Consider the following 15,674-nt stretch of genomic DNA (forward strand, 5'->3'; position numbering starts at 1 on the left):
GGTGGCCTTACTCAATGTTCTGCACTTGTTCGCGCATCTGCTCGATCAACACTTTGAGGTTGACGGCGGCTTGCGTGCTTCGAGGGTCAAAGGCTTTGGAGCCCAGTGTGTTGGCTTCGCGGTTGAGCTCCTGCATCAGGAAATCCAGTCGGCGCCCGGCTTGCCCGCCGGCCGTGAGTACGCGGCGCACTTCAGTGACGTGCGTGCTCAGGCGGTCGAGTTCTTCGGCGACGTCACTTTTTTGCGCCAGCAGGACCATTTCCTGTTCCAGGCGCTGCGGATCGAGCTCGGCCTTCATGTCGGCAAAGCGATCGAGCACCTTTTGGCGCTGGGCGGCGAGCATCTGCGGCACGAGCGTACGCAAGGTCGCGACTTCAGTCTTGATCGCGGTGAGCCGTTCGTCGAGAAGCCTGGCCAGATCGGCGCCTTCGCGGGCGCGACCAGCCTTGAGCTCATCGAGCGCCTCGTTAAACAGGGCCAGGGCGTCGTTGTTCAGCGCTTGAGGGTCGGCAGCATCGGCCACCAGAACACCGGGCCAGGCCAGCACTTCGAGCGGATTCAGCGCGGCGGGCTGACTGATCAGGCTGGCGACGATCTCCGCTGCCGCGACCAGTTGCCCGGCGCGTTCGCGGTCAACCTGCAGCGGTTTGCCTGCGTTCTCTTCGGTGAAGCGCAGGGTGCATTCGACCTTGCCTCGGGAAAGGCCCTGGCGCAGCGCCTCGCGCACGGCGCCTTCGAGGTCACGAAATGATTCCGGCAGGCGCAGGTGAGGTTCGAGGTAACGGTGATTGACCGAGCGCATTTCCCAGCTCAGCGTGCCTTGTGGGCCGGCTCGTTCAGCGCGGGCAAAAGCCGTCATGCTGTGCACCATGGGAAGTACCTCTATAAATTCAGGCGTTTGCGGACAGCCGGTCCGGGATGAATCCCCGACAAAGTATCGTCGGGAAACGACTGGCTATAAAGGCGCAGGATTGTAGCTCAGTGCAGGGTGTGCGCCCAAATGTGGCATTGTCGCAAGCGATGCGCGGCGTTGTAGTCGTGCTGCCTGGCAGCGCAAACCTGCAGCGCCCGTCGTGAGCAATACGTCATTAGATGTCCCAAGCCGTGCCTGCACCTCTATAATGCAGATTGTTTTCCGTCTCCCAGTACAGGTATCCCAGATGAAACGTCCAAGTGGTCGCGCTGCCGATCAGCTTCGCCCGATCCGCATCACCCGCAACTACACCAAGCACGCCGAGGGTTCTGTGCTGGTCGAGTTCGGTGATACCAAGGTGATCTGCACCGTCAGCGTTGAAAACGGCGTTCCGCGCTTTCTCAAGGGGCAGGGCCAGGGCTGGTTGACAGCTGAATACGGCATGCTGCCTCGCGCCACCGGCGAGCGTAACCAGCGCGAAGCCAGTCGTGGCAAGCAAGGTGGCCGTACCCTCGAGATCCAGCGCCTGATTGGTCGCTCGCTGCGCGCGGCACTGGACATGTCGAAGCTGGGTGAAATCACCTTGTACGTCGACTGCGATGTCATCCAGGCGGACGGCGGGACGCGCACTGCGTCGATCACCGGCTCCATGGTCGCGCTGATCGACGCGCTGAAGTCCATCAAAAAGCGTGGCGGCCTCAAGGGCGGCGATCCGCTGAAACAGATGATCGCGGCAGTGTCAGTGGGCATGTATCAGGGCGAGCCGGTGCTGGACCTGGATTACCTTGAAGACTCCGCGGCTGAGACTGACCTCAACGTGGTCATGACCAGCGCGGGCGGTTTCATCGAAGTGCAAGGCACAGCCGAGGGCGCGCCGTTTCAGCCTGAAGACCTGAACGCGATGCTGGCACTGGCTCAAAAAGGCATGAACGAAATCTTCGAACTGCAGCGGGCGGCACTGGCCGACTGATCGGTTTCCATTACGTCAGAGCACTACATCAAAACAGGGAAAGCATGATGATCGAGAGTCAGTCGCCGTTGCCAACGCCGAGTAAAGAAGTCCGTCAGTGGGCAATGCTGTGCCACTTCGCGGCGTTTTTCGGCCTGATCTTTCCGTTCGGCAATCTGCTGGGGCCGCTGATCGTCTGGCAGCTCAAGAAAGAAGTTGATCCGTACATCGATGCTCAAGGCAAGGAAGCCCTCAATTTTCAGATCACCGTCGCCATTGCCGCGATGATCTGTTTTTTGCTGATGGTGGTGATCATCGGCTTTCCACTGCTGATGCTGGTGGGGGTCGGCGCGCTGGTGCTGACGATCATCGCGGGCGTGAAGGTCAATGACGGCGTCGCCTACCGCTATCCGTTCACCTGGCGGTTAATCAAGTAAGCGGGATCAAGGATCGGGCGCTTGCCTGATCTGCGGACAAACAAAAGCCGACTTCACGTCGGCTTTTTTTTGAGCAACTGAACGTCAGATAGTGAGCGTCCAGTCGTAGTCCACGATCAGTGGCGCATGTTGCGAGAAGCGCGGCTGGCGTGGAAGGCGTGCACTGCGTACGAAACGGCGCAGGCCCGGGGTCAGCAACTGATAATCGAAGCGCCAGCCCAGATTGAGCATCTCGGCCTGTTCGTTATCCGGCCACCAGCTGTACTGATCGCCTTCGCGGCTGACTTCGCGCAGGGCATCGACATAACCCATGTTGCCAACGATCTCGTCCATCCACGCACGCTCTGGTGCCAGGAAGCCTGGAGATTGCTGGCTGTCGCGCCAGTTTTTGATGTCCAGCTTCTGTTGCGCCACGTACAGCGAGCCACAGTAAATGTACTCGCGACGTTTGCGCCGCTGCTTGTCGAGGTACTTGCCGAAATCGTCCATGAGCTTGAATTTCTGATTCAAGTCTTCATCGCCGTTCATCCCGGAAGGAAGCAGCAAGGTCGCGATACTGACTTTGTCGAAATCTGCCTGCAGGTAACGCCCGTAACGGTCAGCCGTCTCGAAACCAAGACCGTTGATGACCGCCTTCGGTTGCAGCCGCGAGTAAAGCGCCACGCCACCCTGGGCTGGCACTTCGGCTTCGCAGGCATATAGGAAGTAGCCGTCCAGTTGGAAGGCTGGGTCGTCCAGTTCAAAGGCGGAGGCGCGGGTGTCCTGAAGGCAGATGACGTCGGCATTCTGGGCTTGCAGCCAACTGAGCAAACCACGCTCGACTGCAGCCTGAATACCATTAACGTTCACACTGATGATCCGCATAAATGGCCCCAAAAATCACGTGCGTGTATGATACCCGAGCTCTACCTAATTAGCTAAATCCGTGGTATTCGGGGCTTTTTTCATGCAGGCGTATCAACGCGATTTCATTCGTTTTGCCATCGATCGCGGAGTTTTGCGCTTCGGTGAGTTCACTTTGAAGTCTGGACGCACCAGTCCTTACTTCTTCAATGCCGGTCTTTTCAACAGCGGTTCCGCTCTTGCTCAGCTGGGCAAGTTCTACGCCGCCGCTGTCGTTGAAAGCGGTATCTCCTTCGATGTTCTGTTCGGCCCGGCCTACAAGGGTATTCCTCTTGCAGCGGCGACGGCCGTGGCCCTTGCCGAGCATCACAGCCTCGATCTCCCTTGGTGCTTCAACCGCAAAGAGGCCAAGGCCCATGGCGAAGGCGGCAGCCTGGTAGGTGCGCCGTTGACCGGCAATGTGCTGATCATCGACGACGTGATCACCGCAGGCACCGCCATTCGCGAAGTCATGCAGATCATTCAGGCCCAGAGCGCGAACGCTGCCGGCGTGCTGATCGCGTTGAACCGCCAGGAGCGCGGCAACGGCGAACTGTCTGCCATTCAGGAAGTCGAGCGTGATTTCGGCATTCCGGTGGTGAGCATCGTGTCGTTGAATCAAGTTCTGGAGTTTCTGGCCGACGATCCGCAGCTCAAGCAGCATTTGCCTGCCGTCGAAGCGTACCGGGCTCAATACGGAATCTGAGCCTCCAAAAGGATGCGGTTATGCTCAAGCTGGGCACGTTGGGTTTTTGTCTGTCGCTGGGTTTGGGTTGCATCGCGAGCGTTCATGCGGACGACGCGCCGGGCATCGTGCTGTATCGCTACGTCGACAGTCGCGGCGTAACCGTGCTCGATCGTCAAGGCGTGCCGCCGGAGTACGTCGGCAAGGGTTATGAAGTGCTCAATCAGCGCGGCCGCGTGGTGCAGACCATACCGCCTGCACCGTCCGCCGATGAGTTGCGTGATGCCCAGGCCGCCAAGCTGCAATCCGATGCCGATGCGCATCTGCTGCGGCTGTACAGCAGCGTTGAGGACGTCGACCGGGCGAAGAGTCGTCGACTCGCCGAACTCGATGGCCTGATCGTTGTGGCGCAAGGCAATATTCAGAATCTCGTTACCCAGCAAGGCACGCTGCAGACACAGGCAGCTGATCAAGAGCGGGCAGGGCACCCGGTGCCGAAGACGCTGCTGGATCAGATGGATGATCTGCGTGATCAGCAGCAGAACCTGAAAGTCGACATCCTGCGCTACCAGACGGCGCGAACTCAGGCCGAGGCCGAGTTTGCGCAAGATCGAGCGCGGCTGCAGAAGTTGCTAGGTCGGTGATCACCGCTCTTGGACGCCGCTAAAACGCGGCTGTAAAAAAGCCCCACCTGGCAGTGAGCCGCGTGGGGCTTTTTGCAGCCGCAATCAGTGACGCTTGCGATTGCTGATCAGCGTGCCGACGCCGGTATCGGTGAAGATCTCCAGCAGCACGGCATTCGGCACACGGCCGTCGATGATGTGCGAAGTGTTGACCCCGCCCTGAACCGCCTCCAGTGCGCAGCGGATCTTCGGCAGCATCCCGCCGTAGATGGTGCCGTCGGCAATCAAGCTATTCACCTGCTCGGTGGTCAGGCCGGTCAGCACTTTGCCTTCCTTGTCCATCAAGCCGGCAATGTTGGTCAGCAGCATCAGCTTTTCAGCCTTCAAGGCTTCAGCGACCTTGCCTGCCACCAGATCGGCGTTGATGTTGTACGACTCGCCATCCGCGCCCACGCCAATCGGCGCAATCACCGGAATGAAATCGCCTTTCACCAGCATGTTCAGCAGGTCGGTGTTGATGCCGACGACTTCACCCACATGGCCGATGTCAATGATTTCCGGCTTGAGCATGTCCGGGGTCTGGCGCGTGACGTTCATTTTTTTCGCGCGAATCAGCTGCGCGTCTTTACCGGTCAGGCCGATCGCGCTGCCGCCGTGGCGGTTGATCAGGTTGACGATGTCCTTGTTGACCTGGCCGCCGAGCACCATTTCCACCACGTCCATGGTTTCTGCATCGGTCACGCGCATGCCGTCGACGAAGTGGCTTTCGATCGACAGACGCTTGAGCAGGTCGCCGATCTGAGGGCCGCCGCCGTGAACCACGACCGGGTTGATGCCCACCGCCTTCATCAGCACGATGTCGCGGGCGAAGCCGGTTTTCAGCTCGTCACTCTCCATGGCGTTGCCGCCGTATTTGATAACAAGCGTCTTGCCGACAAAGCGTCGGATGTAGGGCAACGCTTCGGAGAGGACCTTGGCGGCATTGGCTGCGGCATCACGTTCGAGGGTCATTTGGGCTCCACTCAAAATAGGGTCAAAAAGGAAGTTCTAGATCCGGTGCTACGTGTTTCAACTGGGTGTGGAAGACGTCCTTGATCCGTTGCAGCTCGAGCTCGGTTTCGGCCTCGAAGCGCAATACCAGCACCGGGGTGGTGTTGGACGCGCGAACCAGGCCCCAGCCTTTCGGATAATCAACCCGCACACCATCGATGCTGGTGAGGTTGGCATTGCCCCACTGGGCGTCGCGCTCCAGCGCTTCCATGATGCTGAACTTGCGGGTCTCGGTGACTTTGATGTTGATCTCGGGCGTTGAAAGATCGTTTGGAAAGGTCTGGAAAAGCTCCTCGGCGCTTAGTTTTTCCTGACTGAGGATCTCCAGCAGACGCGCCGCGCTGTAGATGCCGTCGTCGAAACCGAACCAACGCTCCTTGAAGAAGATGTGTCCGCTCATCTCGCCTGCCAGCAGCGCGCCGTTTTCTTTCATCTTCTTCTTGATCAACGAATGCCCAGTCTTCCACATGACCGGGCGGCCGCCGTATTCGTGGATCAACGGTATCAGGCGGCGTGTGCATTTGACGTCGAAAATCACGTCGGCCCCGGGGTTGCGCTTGACCACATCGCGGGCAAACAGCATCAGCAGACGGTCAGGATAGATGATGGTGCCGGTGTTGGTCACGACACCGACACGATCGGCATCACCGTCGAACGCCAGGCCCAGATCGGCACCGGTTTCCCGAACCTTTGCGATCAGGTCCTGAAGGTTCTCCGGCTTGCCAGGATCAGGGTGATGATTGGGGAAATTGCCGTCGACCTCGCAGTACAGCGGGATGACTTCGCAATTCAGCGCTTCGATCAATTGCGGGGCGATGACGCCGCCGACGCCGTTGCCGCAGTCCACCACCACTTTCATGCGCCGCGCGAGCACGACATCGCCAATGATCTGGCTGGCATAACGGTCGAGGATATTGACCTTGATGATGCTGCCTTTGGCGGACGGCAGGTCATTGGCCTTGATGCGTTCGTGCAATGCCTGAATCTGCTCGTCTGCCAGGGTGTCGCCGGCAATGACGATCTTGAAGCCGTTGTAATCCTTCGGGTTGTGACTGCCCGTCAGCATGACGCCTGTTTTGCCCGCCAGCACGTGGGTGGCGTAGTACAGCGCCGGCGTGGGCACCAGGCCGATGTCGCTGACGTGGCAGCCGCTGTCGTGCAGGCCCTTGATCAGGTTCGCGACCAGCTCAGGGCCTGAAAGTCGCCCGTCGCGGCCCACCGAAACATGCGGCTCGCCCTGCGCCAGGCTTTCTGCGCCGACGGCTCGGCCGATCCAGTAGGCGGTTTCGGCGTTCAGCGTATCGCCAACAATGCCGCGGATGTCATAGGCGCGAAATATCGTCTCGGGAAAGGGTGGGGCGCTGGAGACTCTGCTGCTCATGGCGCGCGAGGGCTCCGGCTGCGTGAGATCCTGAGGATCATCGATCAAGTCGAGGTCAAGAATATCGGTGTCCTGGAACAGCGGGTCGGTCAACTGGTCTTCCTCCGACGCCACTGGCAGGCCCGGTGCAGGACCCTGCAGCGGTGCGCCGGATTTCGATGCTTGATCCGACGCCGCGCCCGTCGGGCTATTGCGCAGCGAGAATCGCGCGAGGCTCTGGGCGAGCCCGTTCAACGCGGGCAGGCTCATGCTGAAGGCCTTGACGGCCTTGCCCCCGGAGAGCTCTTGCAGCAGTTGCTCAAGCTGTCGCGCGTCAGCCGCAACCCGGCGCTTGAGCGCACTCTCGTTCAGATAGAGCGCTAGCAGCATTGCACCGGCGGCAACCAGCAAGGCGAGCAGCAGCATCAGCCAGGGCGTGGAGCCTTGCAGCGCGGAGCCGGCGGCAAAGGTCAGTTTCCAGTTGGGGTAGCCGGTGGAGAATTCCTGCGCACGGCTGCCATCGTCTTCGCCACGGGTGAGAAAAGTCTGCGCAGTGGCGGTACCGAACTGTTGAACGAGTACCACCTGACCCACATCGGTGGGGGTCTCGGGGAGTGCGGCGATCAGGCGCTGCGGATCGAACGCCAGCAGCAATGTGCCGGTGATCGGCGCGTCTGGTGACGTGCGCAGGGCGGCGGCGCTGTAGATCAGCCATGTGTCGCCAACCTTGCGCGCTTCGGGCGCCGGCATTTCACCCTTGCCGGCCTTGGCCAGCATGTCCAGCGTGGCGAAGCTGATCGGCAGAGCGCTTTGGGTGTCTACGCTGTTGAACCCCAAGGGGTTGAGCCGTGCACCCACCACGCCGTCGCGGTACCGCAGTTGGTTTTGCGCGCTTTCGATGAGCGACGGATTGCTGCTCGACAAGGCCTGGTTCAGCGCGGGGTCCATTGCAGCGGCCTGGGTGTCAGCGTTGATCTGACGCAGTGCCTTGTTGACGGCCCCGGCTTGCGCGCTGCCCCAGGCCTGAACCAGCTGCTCCTGTTGCTGCGGCTGGCTTTGAATGGCAAGCCACACCAGCACCATTGCCGCGATCAGGCCGATGAGTGCAGGAATGAGGCCGGGACTCGCCAAACTCAGATTGGCGTCTTTACTGAGCGCGTCGGTTGTTTCCGGAGCGGGGGTCACTTTGGCTGTGCGTTTGATGCCTTTCAAACTAACTCTCCCTGCTGGGTCGTCCTGACGCGTTCTTGTTGTGTTCGCACCGCTTAAAGCACGTCAGGCCACAAGCGATGCGTTAGCCAAAGTGGGTGTTTTTTGCGGGATCAGTGGCTGCCGGAGTGACCGAAGCCGCCAGCGCCGCGCTGACTTTCATCGAACTCTTCGACGATTTCAAACTGCGCCTGCACCACCGGCACCAGTACAAGCTGAGCCAGACGCTCGCCGATGGAGATATTGAAAGCGGTCTGGCCGCGGTTCCAGCAGGAAACCATCAGCTCGCCTTGATAATCGGAGTCGATCAGGCCCACCAGGTTGCCCAGCACGATGCCGTGTTTATGCCCCAGGCCCGAGCGCGGCAGGATCAGTGCAGCCAGGCCAGGGTCTGCGATGTATATCGACACCCCGGTAGGAATCAGGAGGGTTTGGCCGGGTTCGAGCAGCGTGTCTTCTTTCAGCATGGCGCGCAGGTCCAGGCCGGCCGAGCCTGAAGTGGCGTACGCGGGAAGCGGAAATTCGCTGCCAATGCGAGGGTCGAGGATCTTGGCTTGTAGAGCGTGCATTCGTGATTAAACCTGGTTCATGCGATCGGCGATAAAAGTCACCAGCTGCCGCGCGATCTTGGCTTTGCTGGTCTGGGCGAAGAGCGTCGCTTGCAACGCTCGGTCGATCACGCTGCAGGCGTTTTCTTCGCTGTTGAAGCCAATGCTGGGATTGGCGACGTCATTGGCGACGATCAGATCAAGGTTCTTGTCCTTGAGCTTGCGTGCGGCGTAATCGAGCAGGTGTTCGGTTTCGGCCGCGAAGCCGACGCTGAACGGGCGATCCGGGCGCTGGGCGAGGGTGGCGAGAATGTCCGGGTTGCGGACCATCTGCAGCAGAAGACCATCACCGGTGGTGGGATCTTTCTTTAATTTCTGCGTGGCGACGACTTCCGGCCGGTAGTCCGCGACGGCTGCGGAGGCGATGAAGAGATCGCAAGGCATGGCGTCTTCGCAGGCGGCGAGCATGTCGCGGGCGCTGACGACGTCGACACGCGACACCCGGTCAGGTGTTTGCAGGTTCACCGGGCCAGTGATCAGGGTGACCCGCGCGCCCGCTTCGGCAGCGGCTTCGGCCAGGGCGAAGCCCATTTTTCCGGAGCTGTGGTTGGTGATGTAGCGAACCGGATCGATGTTTTCCTGAGTCGGGCCGGCGGTGATCAACACGTGCTTGCCGGTCAGCGTCAGGCGCTGAAAGCAATCGGCGGCCGATTGCGCCAGGTCATTGGGTTCGAGCATGCGCCCGTAGCCCACGTCGCCACAGGCCTGACTGCCGCTGGCCGGGCCGAACATGCGAAGACCGCGCTGTTCGAGCAGTTGCAGATTGGCCTGCACGGAGGGGTCGCGCCACATCGCCTGATTCATCGCGGGTGCGACGGCGACGATGGCATCGGTCGCCAGCACCACGGTGGTCAGCAGATCGTTGGCAATGCCTTGGGCCAGGCGGGCCATGAGGTCGGCGGTGCCCGGTGCGATGAGGATCATGTCGGCCCACTTGGCCAGCTCGATATGGCCCATGGCGGCTTCGGCTGCGGGGTCGAGCAAATCAAGGTGAACCGGATGGCCGGACAAGGCCTGCATGGTCAGCGGGGTAATAAACTCGGCGCCGCCTTTGGTCATGACGACACGGACTTCCGCACCGTGGTCGCGCAAACGGCGGACCAGTTCGGCGCTCTTGTAGGCCGCGATGCCACCGCCGACGCCGAGAACGATGCGTTTTCGATACAGCCGCTGCATAGGCCTGCCTTAAGGTCGGTTAACACGCGGCAATCATTAGCCTCCCCAGGCCTGACTGTCGCGCAAAAAAGAGCGGCTAAGATAGCACAGCGACCGCACGGGAACAGCGGCGCCACAGACAGGGAGCTGCTATGAGTATTCGCGATTGGCCGGCGGCAGAGCGTCCGCGGGAGAAGCTGCTGGAACGGGGGGCGTCGAGTCTGTCGGACGCTGAATTGCTGGCGATTTTCTTGCGCACGGGCGTCTCGGGCAGAAGTGCCGTGGACCTGGCCCGGCACCTTTTGAATCAGTTCGGCAGCCTGCGTGCATTGCTCGAAGCCAACCTGACGGCGTTCAGCAGCGAGCTGGGTCTGGGACCCGCCAAGTTCGCGCAATTGCAGGCGGTCATGGAAATGGCCCGGCGCAACATGGGCGAGGATTTGAAGCGCGATTCTGTGCTGGAAAACCCGACGCAGGTGCGTCGCTACCTCAAGGCGCTGTTACGGCACGAGCCCCATGAAGTCTTTGGTTGCCTGTTTCTGGACAGCAAGAACCGGGTTCAGACCTTCGAAGTGTTGTTTCACGGCTCGATCAACACGGCGCATGTTCACGCGCGGCAGGTGGTCAAGCGGGCATTGGCCCACAACTCGGCGGGATTGATCCTTTGTCACAATCACCCCTCCGGCGTAAAAGACGCCAGCGAAGCCGATATCGATCTGACGCGGCACCTGAAACAGGCGCTGGCGCTGGTGGACGTGGTGGTGCTGGATCATTTGATCATCGGCGACGGCGATCCGCTGTCGATGGTTGAGTATGGGTTGATGTAGTGGCTTCAGGACTGGCTAATCACCGAGATTCTGGGGCTGGCCGCCGAACGAATGTAGGACCGGCTTTAGCCGGGAAGGCATCGGCAGTCACACCGCAAACTAGCGGTGTGCAAACCGGCCTCTTCCCGGCTGAAGCCGGTCCTACGAAGTACTGAAAGGGGACTGATTTATTTACAAAGCTTCACCGTAAATGAATCTGTCCCCGAGAGCGGAGTGTGCCCACGCCGAAGTCGAGTTCAGCGGGGTGAGGAATCTGCGTATCAAGATCAAAGGCTAAGGCGGCATGTCGTTGATGCTTAAAGCGGGGACAGATTAATTTACGGTGAAGCGCTGTAAATAAATCAGTCCCCTCCAATACAACCTTCAATAGTTGCTCGCGAATTACTTCACGTTCACCTTGGAGAAATCCTGACGACCAAACGGGCTCACGCTGTAGCCCTCGACGTTCTTGCGCAGCAGCGCATAAGCCGTTGGATGCGCAAGCGGCAGCCACAATGCCTGCTTCTGGATCTGCTCTTGAGCTTGGTGATACAACTTGCTGCGCTGTGCCTGATCGGTCACCGCCTTGCCCTGGCTGATCAACTTGTCCAGGCCTTCATCGCAGTAGCGCGCGAAGTTGGTGCCGGATTTGACCGCGGCGCAGGAGAACTGCGGCGTCAAGAAGTTATCCGGATCGCCGTTATCCCCCGACCAGCCCATGAAGAGCAGGTCGTGCTCGCCGGTCTTGGCGCGGCGAATCAGCTCGCCCCATTCGATAACTTTGATTTCCGCCTTGATCCCTACCGCGGCCAAGTCGTTCTGCAGCAACTGCGCACCTGCGTTCGGGTTGGGGTTGAGCAAGCTACCCGACGGCCGAGTCCAGATCGTCGTCTTGAAGCCGTCTTTCAGACCGGCCTTGGCCAGCAGATCCCTGGCTTTCGCCACGTCGTGCTTGTAGCCAGGCAGGTCACTGGCGTAGCCCCAGGTATTAGGCGGATACGGACCGTTGGCCGGGCGCGCCGAGCCCTCGAATACCGCTTTCAGGTACGTGTCTTTGTCGAATGCCAGGTTAATTGCCTGACGCACTTCCGGCTTATCGAGCGGGGGATGCTGACTGTTGATCGCCAGGAAAGCGGTCATGAAGGCGTCTGTCTTTTCGACCTTCAGGTTCGAATCCTTGCCGGCTTCAGCAACATCCATCGGCTTCGGCGACAGGGCAACCTGGCACTCATTGCGGCGAATACGTTGCAGGCGAACGTTGGCGTCCGGCGTAATCGCGTAGATCAGCGCATCAACGGCCGGCTTGCCGGCGAAATAATCCGGATTGGCCTCGTAACGTACTACCGAGTCTTTCTGGAAGCGCTTGAAGACAAAGGGCCCTGTGCCGATCGGCTGACTGTTGAGCTTCTCCGGGGTGCCGGCCTTCAATAGCTGCGCGGTGTACTCGGCAGAATAGATAGAAGCGAAACCCATGCTGAGCGTCGCCAGAAAGGTCGCATCCGGGTGGTCCAGGGTGATGCGCACTGTGGTGGCATCGGTCGCCTCGACTTTCTTGATGAGCGATGGCCATTGCATCGACTGCGCGTGGGGGAAGCCCTGCGCGGCGACCTTATTCCATGGATTGGCCGGATCGAGCATGCGCTTGAAGCTGAACACCACGTCGTCAGCGTTGAGCTCGCGCGTCGGGGTGAAGTAGTCGGTGTGATGGAATTTCACGCCGGCGCGCAGTTTGAAGTCATAGGTCAGCCCGTCAGGCGACACGCTCCAGTTCTGCGCCAGGCTCGGAACCAGCTTGGCGTCCTTGGCGTCATAATCCACCAGGCGATTCATCAGCACGTCGGCCGAAGCATTGGTGGTGGTCAGCGAGTTGTACTGCACCACGTCAAAGCCTTCAGGGCTGGCTTCCGTGCAGACGCTCAGCGTCGCCGCCGCCTGAGCCAGCAATGGCGCAGACAGGGACGCGAGCAATAGGGGTAGAACGGCTAGGCGCATGGCGATTTTCCTTTCAGAGAGAGCCCATCTGCCGGCGCAGTCTGGAGAGTCAGTAACCCTAGACCATCGATTGGCGCAGAACAATCGCCACGGCGCGACGAGTGGTATATTTCCCGCCGCGCCTAACGCCGCTGGCCTTGCCGGGTATAAGGTCGGGTTATCTGGCAGGCAATTCGTGGTTTGTGTTGTTGCACCGGGGGGTTTCTGGTATAAAGCAGCGCTCTTTTCTAGGGGCCCGCTGCCTTCACCGCAGGTGTGGCCGGTAAGACCCCTGAAGAAACGCGGCGCCTGGCGCCAAATGACTGAGAGATTAAGCGGCCAACCCATGCCGGGTTGGGCATGTGGTTTTAGAGGGCTGAGGCATGTCGAGAGTATGTCAAGTTACCGGTAAGGGTCCGGTAACCGGGAATAACATTTCCCACGCAAACAACAAAACCCGTCGTCGTTTCCTGCCAAACCTGCAGCATCACCGCTTCTGGGTTGAAGAAGAGAAACGCTTCGTACGTCTGCGCGTATCTGCCAAAGGCATGCGCATCATCGACAAGCGTGGTATCACGGTTGTTCTGGCCGAAATCCGCCGTGCTGGCGCTAAGGTTTAAGGGAGAAAATCATGCGTGAATTGATCCGTTTGGTGTCGACCGCTAACACCGGCCACTTCTACACCACCGACAAGAACAAGCGCACGACTCCGGACAAAATCGAAATTAAAAAATTCGATCCGGTTGTTCGTAAGCACGTGATCTACAAAGAAGCCAAAATCAAGTAATTGATTTTTGCGTCTTACAAAAAAGCCCGCAGCGATGCGGGCTTTTTTGTGGGTGAAATAAAGTCGGTCACCTGACGCTCAGGCCTTCTGTTCGAACACCACATAGATCTTGCGGCATGCTTCCAGCACTTCCCACGTACCCTTGAACCCGGCAGGAATCACAAAACGGTCACCCGCGCGCAGGGTTTTCGACTTGCCTGCTTCGTCACGAAGGACCGAGACGCCCTGCACGATTTCACAGTACTCGTGCTCGGTGTAATTCACTTTCCACTGACCGACTTCCCCTTCCCAGACGCCTGCATTCAGCTGCCCGCACGGACTGTTGTAATGGTTGTAAACCGTCTGGTTCGGCTCGCCCTTGAGGATCTTTTCAGCCGCAGGCGTGAAACGCTCCGCTGCAGTAGTGGCTTCGCTGAAGTCGACAATGCTTTCGATGCTCATATCTGATTCCTGAAAGTGGGCGCTGCGTGATTGTTGCTTGCCGAGGGCCGGATGGAAAGCGCAAGCGAGTGCGGGGACTGTTGAATAAAATGCACGATCCGGCCAGATTTCGCCCGCTTATGTCCAATATATTGGAAATCCGCCCAATGCTGGTTTAGGGTGGCGAATGCCTTCGGCCGATCCGATGACGCGTCAGGCACTGTCCTGAAGCCCGATTCGAGTGCGAAGACGCGCCTATTTCATAAGAGGAGGACGTTTCATGACCACCCTGACTCATGCTAACTGGGAACAACGCGCCCAGGATTTGAAAATCGAAGGCCGTGCTTTCATCAACGGTGAATACACAGACGCCGCATCCGGCTCGACGTTCGACTGCATCAGTCCGGTCGATGGCCGCCTCCTCGCCCATGTCGCCAGTTGTGACGCCGCCGACGCCCAGCGCGCCGTCGAAAACGCCCGGGCTACGTTCAATTCCGGCGTCTGGTCGCGATTGGCGCCGGCCAAGCGCAAGGCAGCCATGCTTCGTCTGGCAGAGCTGATCAACGAAAACGTTGAAGAACTCGCGCTGCTTGAAACCCTCGACATGGGCAAGCCCATCAGCGATTCCTACGGCATCGACATTCCCGGCTCCGCCCAGGCATTGAGCTGGAGCGGCGAGGCCATCGACAAGCTGTACGACGAAGTGGCGCCGACCCCGCACGATCAACTGGGGCTGGTGACTCGCGAACCGATTGGCGTAGTGGCGGCTATTGTGCCGTGGAATTTCCCGCTGCTGATGGCGTCCTGGAAGCTCGGCCCTGCGCTGTCGAGCGGCAATTCGGTGATCCTCAAGCCATCGGAAAAATCCCCGCTGACCGCCATCCGCGTCGCTCAACTCGCCATTGAGGCCGGTATTCCGGCCGGCGTGCTGAACGTGCTGCCGGGTTACGGCCACACGGTGGGTAAAGCGCTGGCGTTGCACATGGACGTCGACACCGCTGTATTCACCGGTTCGACGAAGATCGCCAAGCAGTTGCTGATCTACTCGGGCGAATCGAACATGAAGCGCGTCTGGCTGGAAGCCGGCGGCAAAAGCCCGAACATCGTCTTCGCCGATGCGCCGGATCTGCAGGCTGCGGCCGAATCTGCGGCCAGCGCCATTGCTTTCAACCAGGGCGAGGTCTGCACGGCCGGCTCACGTCTGTTGGTCGAGCGCTCGATCAAGGAGAAATTCCTGCCGATGGTGATCGACGCGTTGAAAGCCTGGAAGCCGGGCAATCCCCTCGATCCGTCGACAACCGTTGGCGCGCTGGTCGATACCCAGCAGATGAATACAGTGTTGTCGTACATCGAAGCTGGCCACACAGACGGCGCCAAGTTGGTCGTCGGTGGCAAGCGCATCCTTCAGGAAACCGGCGGCACCTACGTCGAGCCGACGATTTTCGACGGTGTGACCAACGCGATGAAGATCGCTCAGGAAGAGATCTTTGGACCGGTGCTTTCTGTGCTGACCTTCGATACCGCTGAAGAAGCCATTCAGATTGCTAACGACACACCTTATGGCCTGGCTGCGGCGGTGTGGACGGCTGACTTGTCTAAGGCGCACTTGACCGCGAAGGCGTTGCGCGCGGGCAGCGTGTGGGTCAATCAGTACGATGGCGGCGACATGACCGCGCCGTTCGGTGGCTTCAAACAGTCTGGTAACGGCCGCGACAAGTCACTGCATGCGTTCGACAAATACACCGAGCTGAAGGCGACCTGGATCAAGCTGTAGAGAGTCGCGCGCGATCAACCCTCAGTCGCTGTAAAAAACCAACGC

Annotated in this window: 16 protein-coding genes; 8 read left to right on the top strand and 8 right to left on the bottom strand. The window is 59.7% G+C overall.

Annotated elements, in window-relative coordinates; genetic code table 11:
• Nucleotides 1–7: 7 nt before the first annotated feature.
• Entirely contained in the window at nucleotides 8–871 is an 864-nt protein-coding gene (locus QWI18_RS03665) for a YicC/YloC family endoribonuclease (RefSeq protein WP_369318235.1), read from the bottom strand.
• 289 nt (nucleotides 872–1,160) lie between these two features.
• Here QWI18_RS03665 and rph point away from each other — a divergent pair, with 289 nt between their 5' ends.
• Both rph and QWI18_RS03675 read left to right on the top strand, forming a co-directional pair.
• Nucleotides 1,161–1,883 (top strand): ribonuclease PH, encoded by a 723-nt coding sequence (gene rph, locus QWI18_RS03670; RefSeq protein ID WP_369318236.1) that lies wholly within the window; start codon nucleotides 1,161–1,163, stop codon nucleotides 1,881–1,883.
• A 47-nt stretch (nucleotides 1,884–1,930) separates the two neighbouring features.
• Nucleotides 1,931–2,299 carry a DUF4870 domain-containing protein gene (locus QWI18_RS03675; protein ID WP_065988228.1) on the top strand — a complete coding sequence of 123 codons (369 nt, stop codon included), beginning with the start codon at nucleotides 1,931–1,933 and terminating at the stop codon, nucleotides 2,297–2,299.
• A gap of 84 nt (nucleotides 2,300–2,383) precedes the next feature.
• On the opposite strand, the gene QWI18_RS03680 is transcribed toward QWI18_RS03675, so the two are convergent.
• A complete protein-coding gene (locus tag QWI18_RS03680) occupies nucleotides 2,384–3,163 on the bottom strand; it encodes an exodeoxyribonuclease III (protein ID WP_065988229.1) in 780 nt (259 codons plus the stop codon).
• An 82-nt stretch (nucleotides 3,164–3,245) separates the two neighbouring features.
• Between QWI18_RS03680 and pyrE the strand changes: the two genes are divergently transcribed.
• Nucleotides 3,246–3,887, top strand: coding sequence for an orotate phosphoribosyltransferase (gene pyrE, locus QWI18_RS03685; protein WP_192130656.1), 642 nt, complete (start codon nucleotides 3,246–3,248; stop codon nucleotides 3,885–3,887).
• A 20-nt stretch (nucleotides 3,888–3,907) separates the two neighbouring features.
• Nucleotides 3,908–4,510 (top strand): DUF4124 domain-containing protein, encoded by a 603-nt coding sequence (locus QWI18_RS03690; protein ID WP_244656895.1) that lies wholly within the window; start codon nucleotides 3,908–3,910, stop codon nucleotides 4,508–4,510.
• Nucleotides 4,511–4,594: 84 nt separating this feature from the next.
• Here the strand turns inward: QWI18_RS03690 and argB are convergent, their stop codons facing one another.
• From argB to coaBC, 4 genes are all read right to left on the bottom strand, one after another.
• A complete protein-coding gene (gene argB, locus QWI18_RS03695) occupies nucleotides 4,595–5,500 on the bottom strand; it encodes an acetylglutamate kinase (RefSeq protein WP_065988232.1) in 906 nt (301 codons plus the stop codon).
• Between the two features lie 22 nt (nucleotides 5,501–5,522).
• On the bottom strand, nucleotides 5,523–6,920 hold the full coding sequence (locus QWI18_RS03700) for a phosphomannomutase/phosphoglucomutase (protein ID WP_369318356.1): 1,398 nt from the start codon (nucleotides 6,918–6,920) through the stop codon (nucleotides 5,523–5,525).
• A 1,301-nt stretch (nucleotides 6,921–8,221) separates the two neighbouring features.
• Entirely contained in the window at nucleotides 8,222–8,677 is a 456-nt protein-coding gene (gene dut, locus QWI18_RS03705) for a dUTP diphosphatase (protein WP_369318237.1), read from the bottom strand.
• A gap of 6 nt (nucleotides 8,678–8,683) precedes the next feature.
• Nucleotides 8,684–9,892, bottom strand: a complete 1,209-nt coding sequence (coaBC, locus tag QWI18_RS03710; RefSeq protein ID WP_065988235.1) for a bifunctional phosphopantothenoylcysteine decarboxylase/phosphopantothenate--cysteine ligase CoaBC — start codon at nucleotides 9,890–9,892, stop codon at nucleotides 8,684–8,686.
• 131 nt (nucleotides 9,893–10,023) lie between these two features.
• Between coaBC and radC the strand changes: the two genes are divergently transcribed.
• A complete protein-coding gene (gene radC / locus QWI18_RS03715; protein WP_065988236.1) occupies nucleotides 10,024–10,698 on the top strand; it encodes a DNA repair protein RadC in 675 nt (224 codons plus the stop codon).
• Nucleotides 10,699–11,079: 381 nt separating this feature from the next.
• Here radC and QWI18_RS03720 read toward each other — a convergent pair whose 3' ends face one another.
• Nucleotides 11,080–12,669, bottom strand: coding sequence for an ABC transporter substrate-binding protein (locus QWI18_RS03720; RefSeq protein WP_369318238.1), 1,590 nt, complete (start codon nucleotides 12,667–12,669; stop codon nucleotides 11,080–11,082).
• Between the two features lie 362 nt (nucleotides 12,670–13,031).
• On the opposite strand from QWI18_RS03720, the gene rpmB reads away from it, so the two are divergent.
• Entirely contained in the window at nucleotides 13,032–13,268 is a 237-nt protein-coding gene (gene rpmB, locus QWI18_RS03725; protein WP_037016669.1) for a 50S ribosomal protein L28, read from the top strand.
• Nucleotides 13,269–13,279: 11 nt separating this feature from the next.
• Nucleotides 13,280–13,435, top strand: a complete 156-nt coding sequence (gene rpmG, locus QWI18_RS03730) for a 50S ribosomal protein L33 (protein WP_010225867.1) — start codon at nucleotides 13,280–13,282, stop codon at nucleotides 13,433–13,435.
• Between the two features lie 78 nt (nucleotides 13,436–13,513).
• Here rpmG and QWI18_RS03735 read toward each other — a convergent pair whose 3' ends face one another.
• Complete coding sequence (locus tag QWI18_RS03735) at nucleotides 13,514–13,876, bottom strand: cupin domain-containing protein (RefSeq protein WP_065988238.1); 363 nt, start codon at nucleotides 13,874–13,876, stop codon at nucleotides 13,514–13,516.
• Nucleotides 13,877–14,135: 259 nt separating this feature from the next.
• On the opposite strand from QWI18_RS03735, the gene QWI18_RS03740 reads away from it, so the two are divergent.
• Complete coding sequence (locus QWI18_RS03740) at nucleotides 14,136–15,629, top strand: aldehyde dehydrogenase (protein WP_369318239.1); 1,494 nt, start codon at nucleotides 14,136–14,138, stop codon at nucleotides 15,627–15,629.
• Nucleotides 15,630–15,674 lie beyond the last annotated feature (45 nt).

The organism is Pseudomonas sp. W2Oct36, from assembly GCF_041060465.1.
Lineage (GTDB): Bacteria > Pseudomonadota > Gammaproteobacteria > Pseudomonadales > Pseudomonadaceae > Aquipseudomonas > Aquipseudomonas graminis_B.

What these genes read in the sequence shown, in the direction of transcription:
- QWI18_RS03665 (WP_369318235.1), bottom strand. Translation starts at nt 871, where the DNA reads ATGGTGCACAGCATGACGGCTTTTGCCCGCGCTGAACGAGCCGGCCCA.
- rph (WP_369318236.1), top strand. Translation starts at nt 1,161, where the DNA reads ATGAAACGTCCAAGTGGTCGCGCTGCCGATCAGCTTCGCCCGATCCGC.
- QWI18_RS03675 (WP_065988228.1), top strand. Translation starts at nt 1,931, where the DNA reads ATGATCGAGAGTCAGTCGCCGTTGCCAACGCCGAGTAAAGAAGTCCGT.
- QWI18_RS03680 (WP_065988229.1), bottom strand. Translation starts at nt 3,163, where the DNA reads ATGCGGATCATCAGTGTGAACGTTAATGGTATTCAGGCTGCAGTCGAG.
- pyrE (WP_192130656.1), top strand. Translation starts at nt 3,246, where the DNA reads ATGCAGGCGTATCAACGCGATTTCATTCGTTTTGCCATCGATCGCGGA.
- QWI18_RS03690 (WP_244656895.1), top strand. Translation starts at nt 3,908, where the DNA reads ATGCTCAAGCTGGGCACGTTGGGTTTTTGTCTGTCGCTGGGTTTGGGT.
- argB (WP_065988232.1), bottom strand. Translation starts at nt 5,500, where the DNA reads ATGACCCTCGAACGTGATGCCGCAGCCAATGCCGCCAAGGTCCTCTCC.
- QWI18_RS03700 (WP_369318356.1), bottom strand. Translation starts at nt 6,920, where the DNA reads ATGAGCAGCAGAGTCTCCAGCGCCCCACCCTTTCCCGAGACGATATTT.
- dut (WP_369318237.1), bottom strand. Translation starts at nt 8,677, where the DNA reads ATGCACGCTCTACAAGCCAAGATCCTCGACCCTCGCATTGGCAGCGAA.
- coaBC (WP_065988235.1), bottom strand. Translation starts at nt 9,892, where the DNA reads ATGCAGCGGCTGTATCGAAAACGCATCGTTCTCGGCGTCGGCGGTGGC.
- radC (WP_065988236.1), top strand. Translation starts at nt 10,024, where the DNA reads ATGAGTATTCGCGATTGGCCGGCGGCAGAGCGTCCGCGGGAGAAGCTG.
- QWI18_RS03720 (WP_369318238.1), bottom strand. Translation starts at nt 12,669, where the DNA reads ATGCGCCTAGCCGTTCTACCCCTATTGCTCGCGTCCCTGTCTGCGCCA.
- rpmB (WP_037016669.1), top strand. Translation starts at nt 13,032, where the DNA reads ATGTCGAGAGTATGTCAAGTTACCGGTAAGGGTCCGGTAACCGGGAAT.
- rpmG (WP_010225867.1), top strand. Translation starts at nt 13,280, where the DNA reads ATGCGTGAATTGATCCGTTTGGTGTCGACCGCTAACACCGGCCACTTC.
- QWI18_RS03735 (WP_065988238.1), bottom strand. Translation starts at nt 13,876, where the DNA reads ATGAGCATCGAAAGCATTGTCGACTTCAGCGAAGCCACTACTGCAGCG.
- QWI18_RS03740 (WP_369318239.1), top strand. Translation starts at nt 14,136, where the DNA reads ATGACCACCCTGACTCATGCTAACTGGGAACAACGCGCCCAGGATTTG.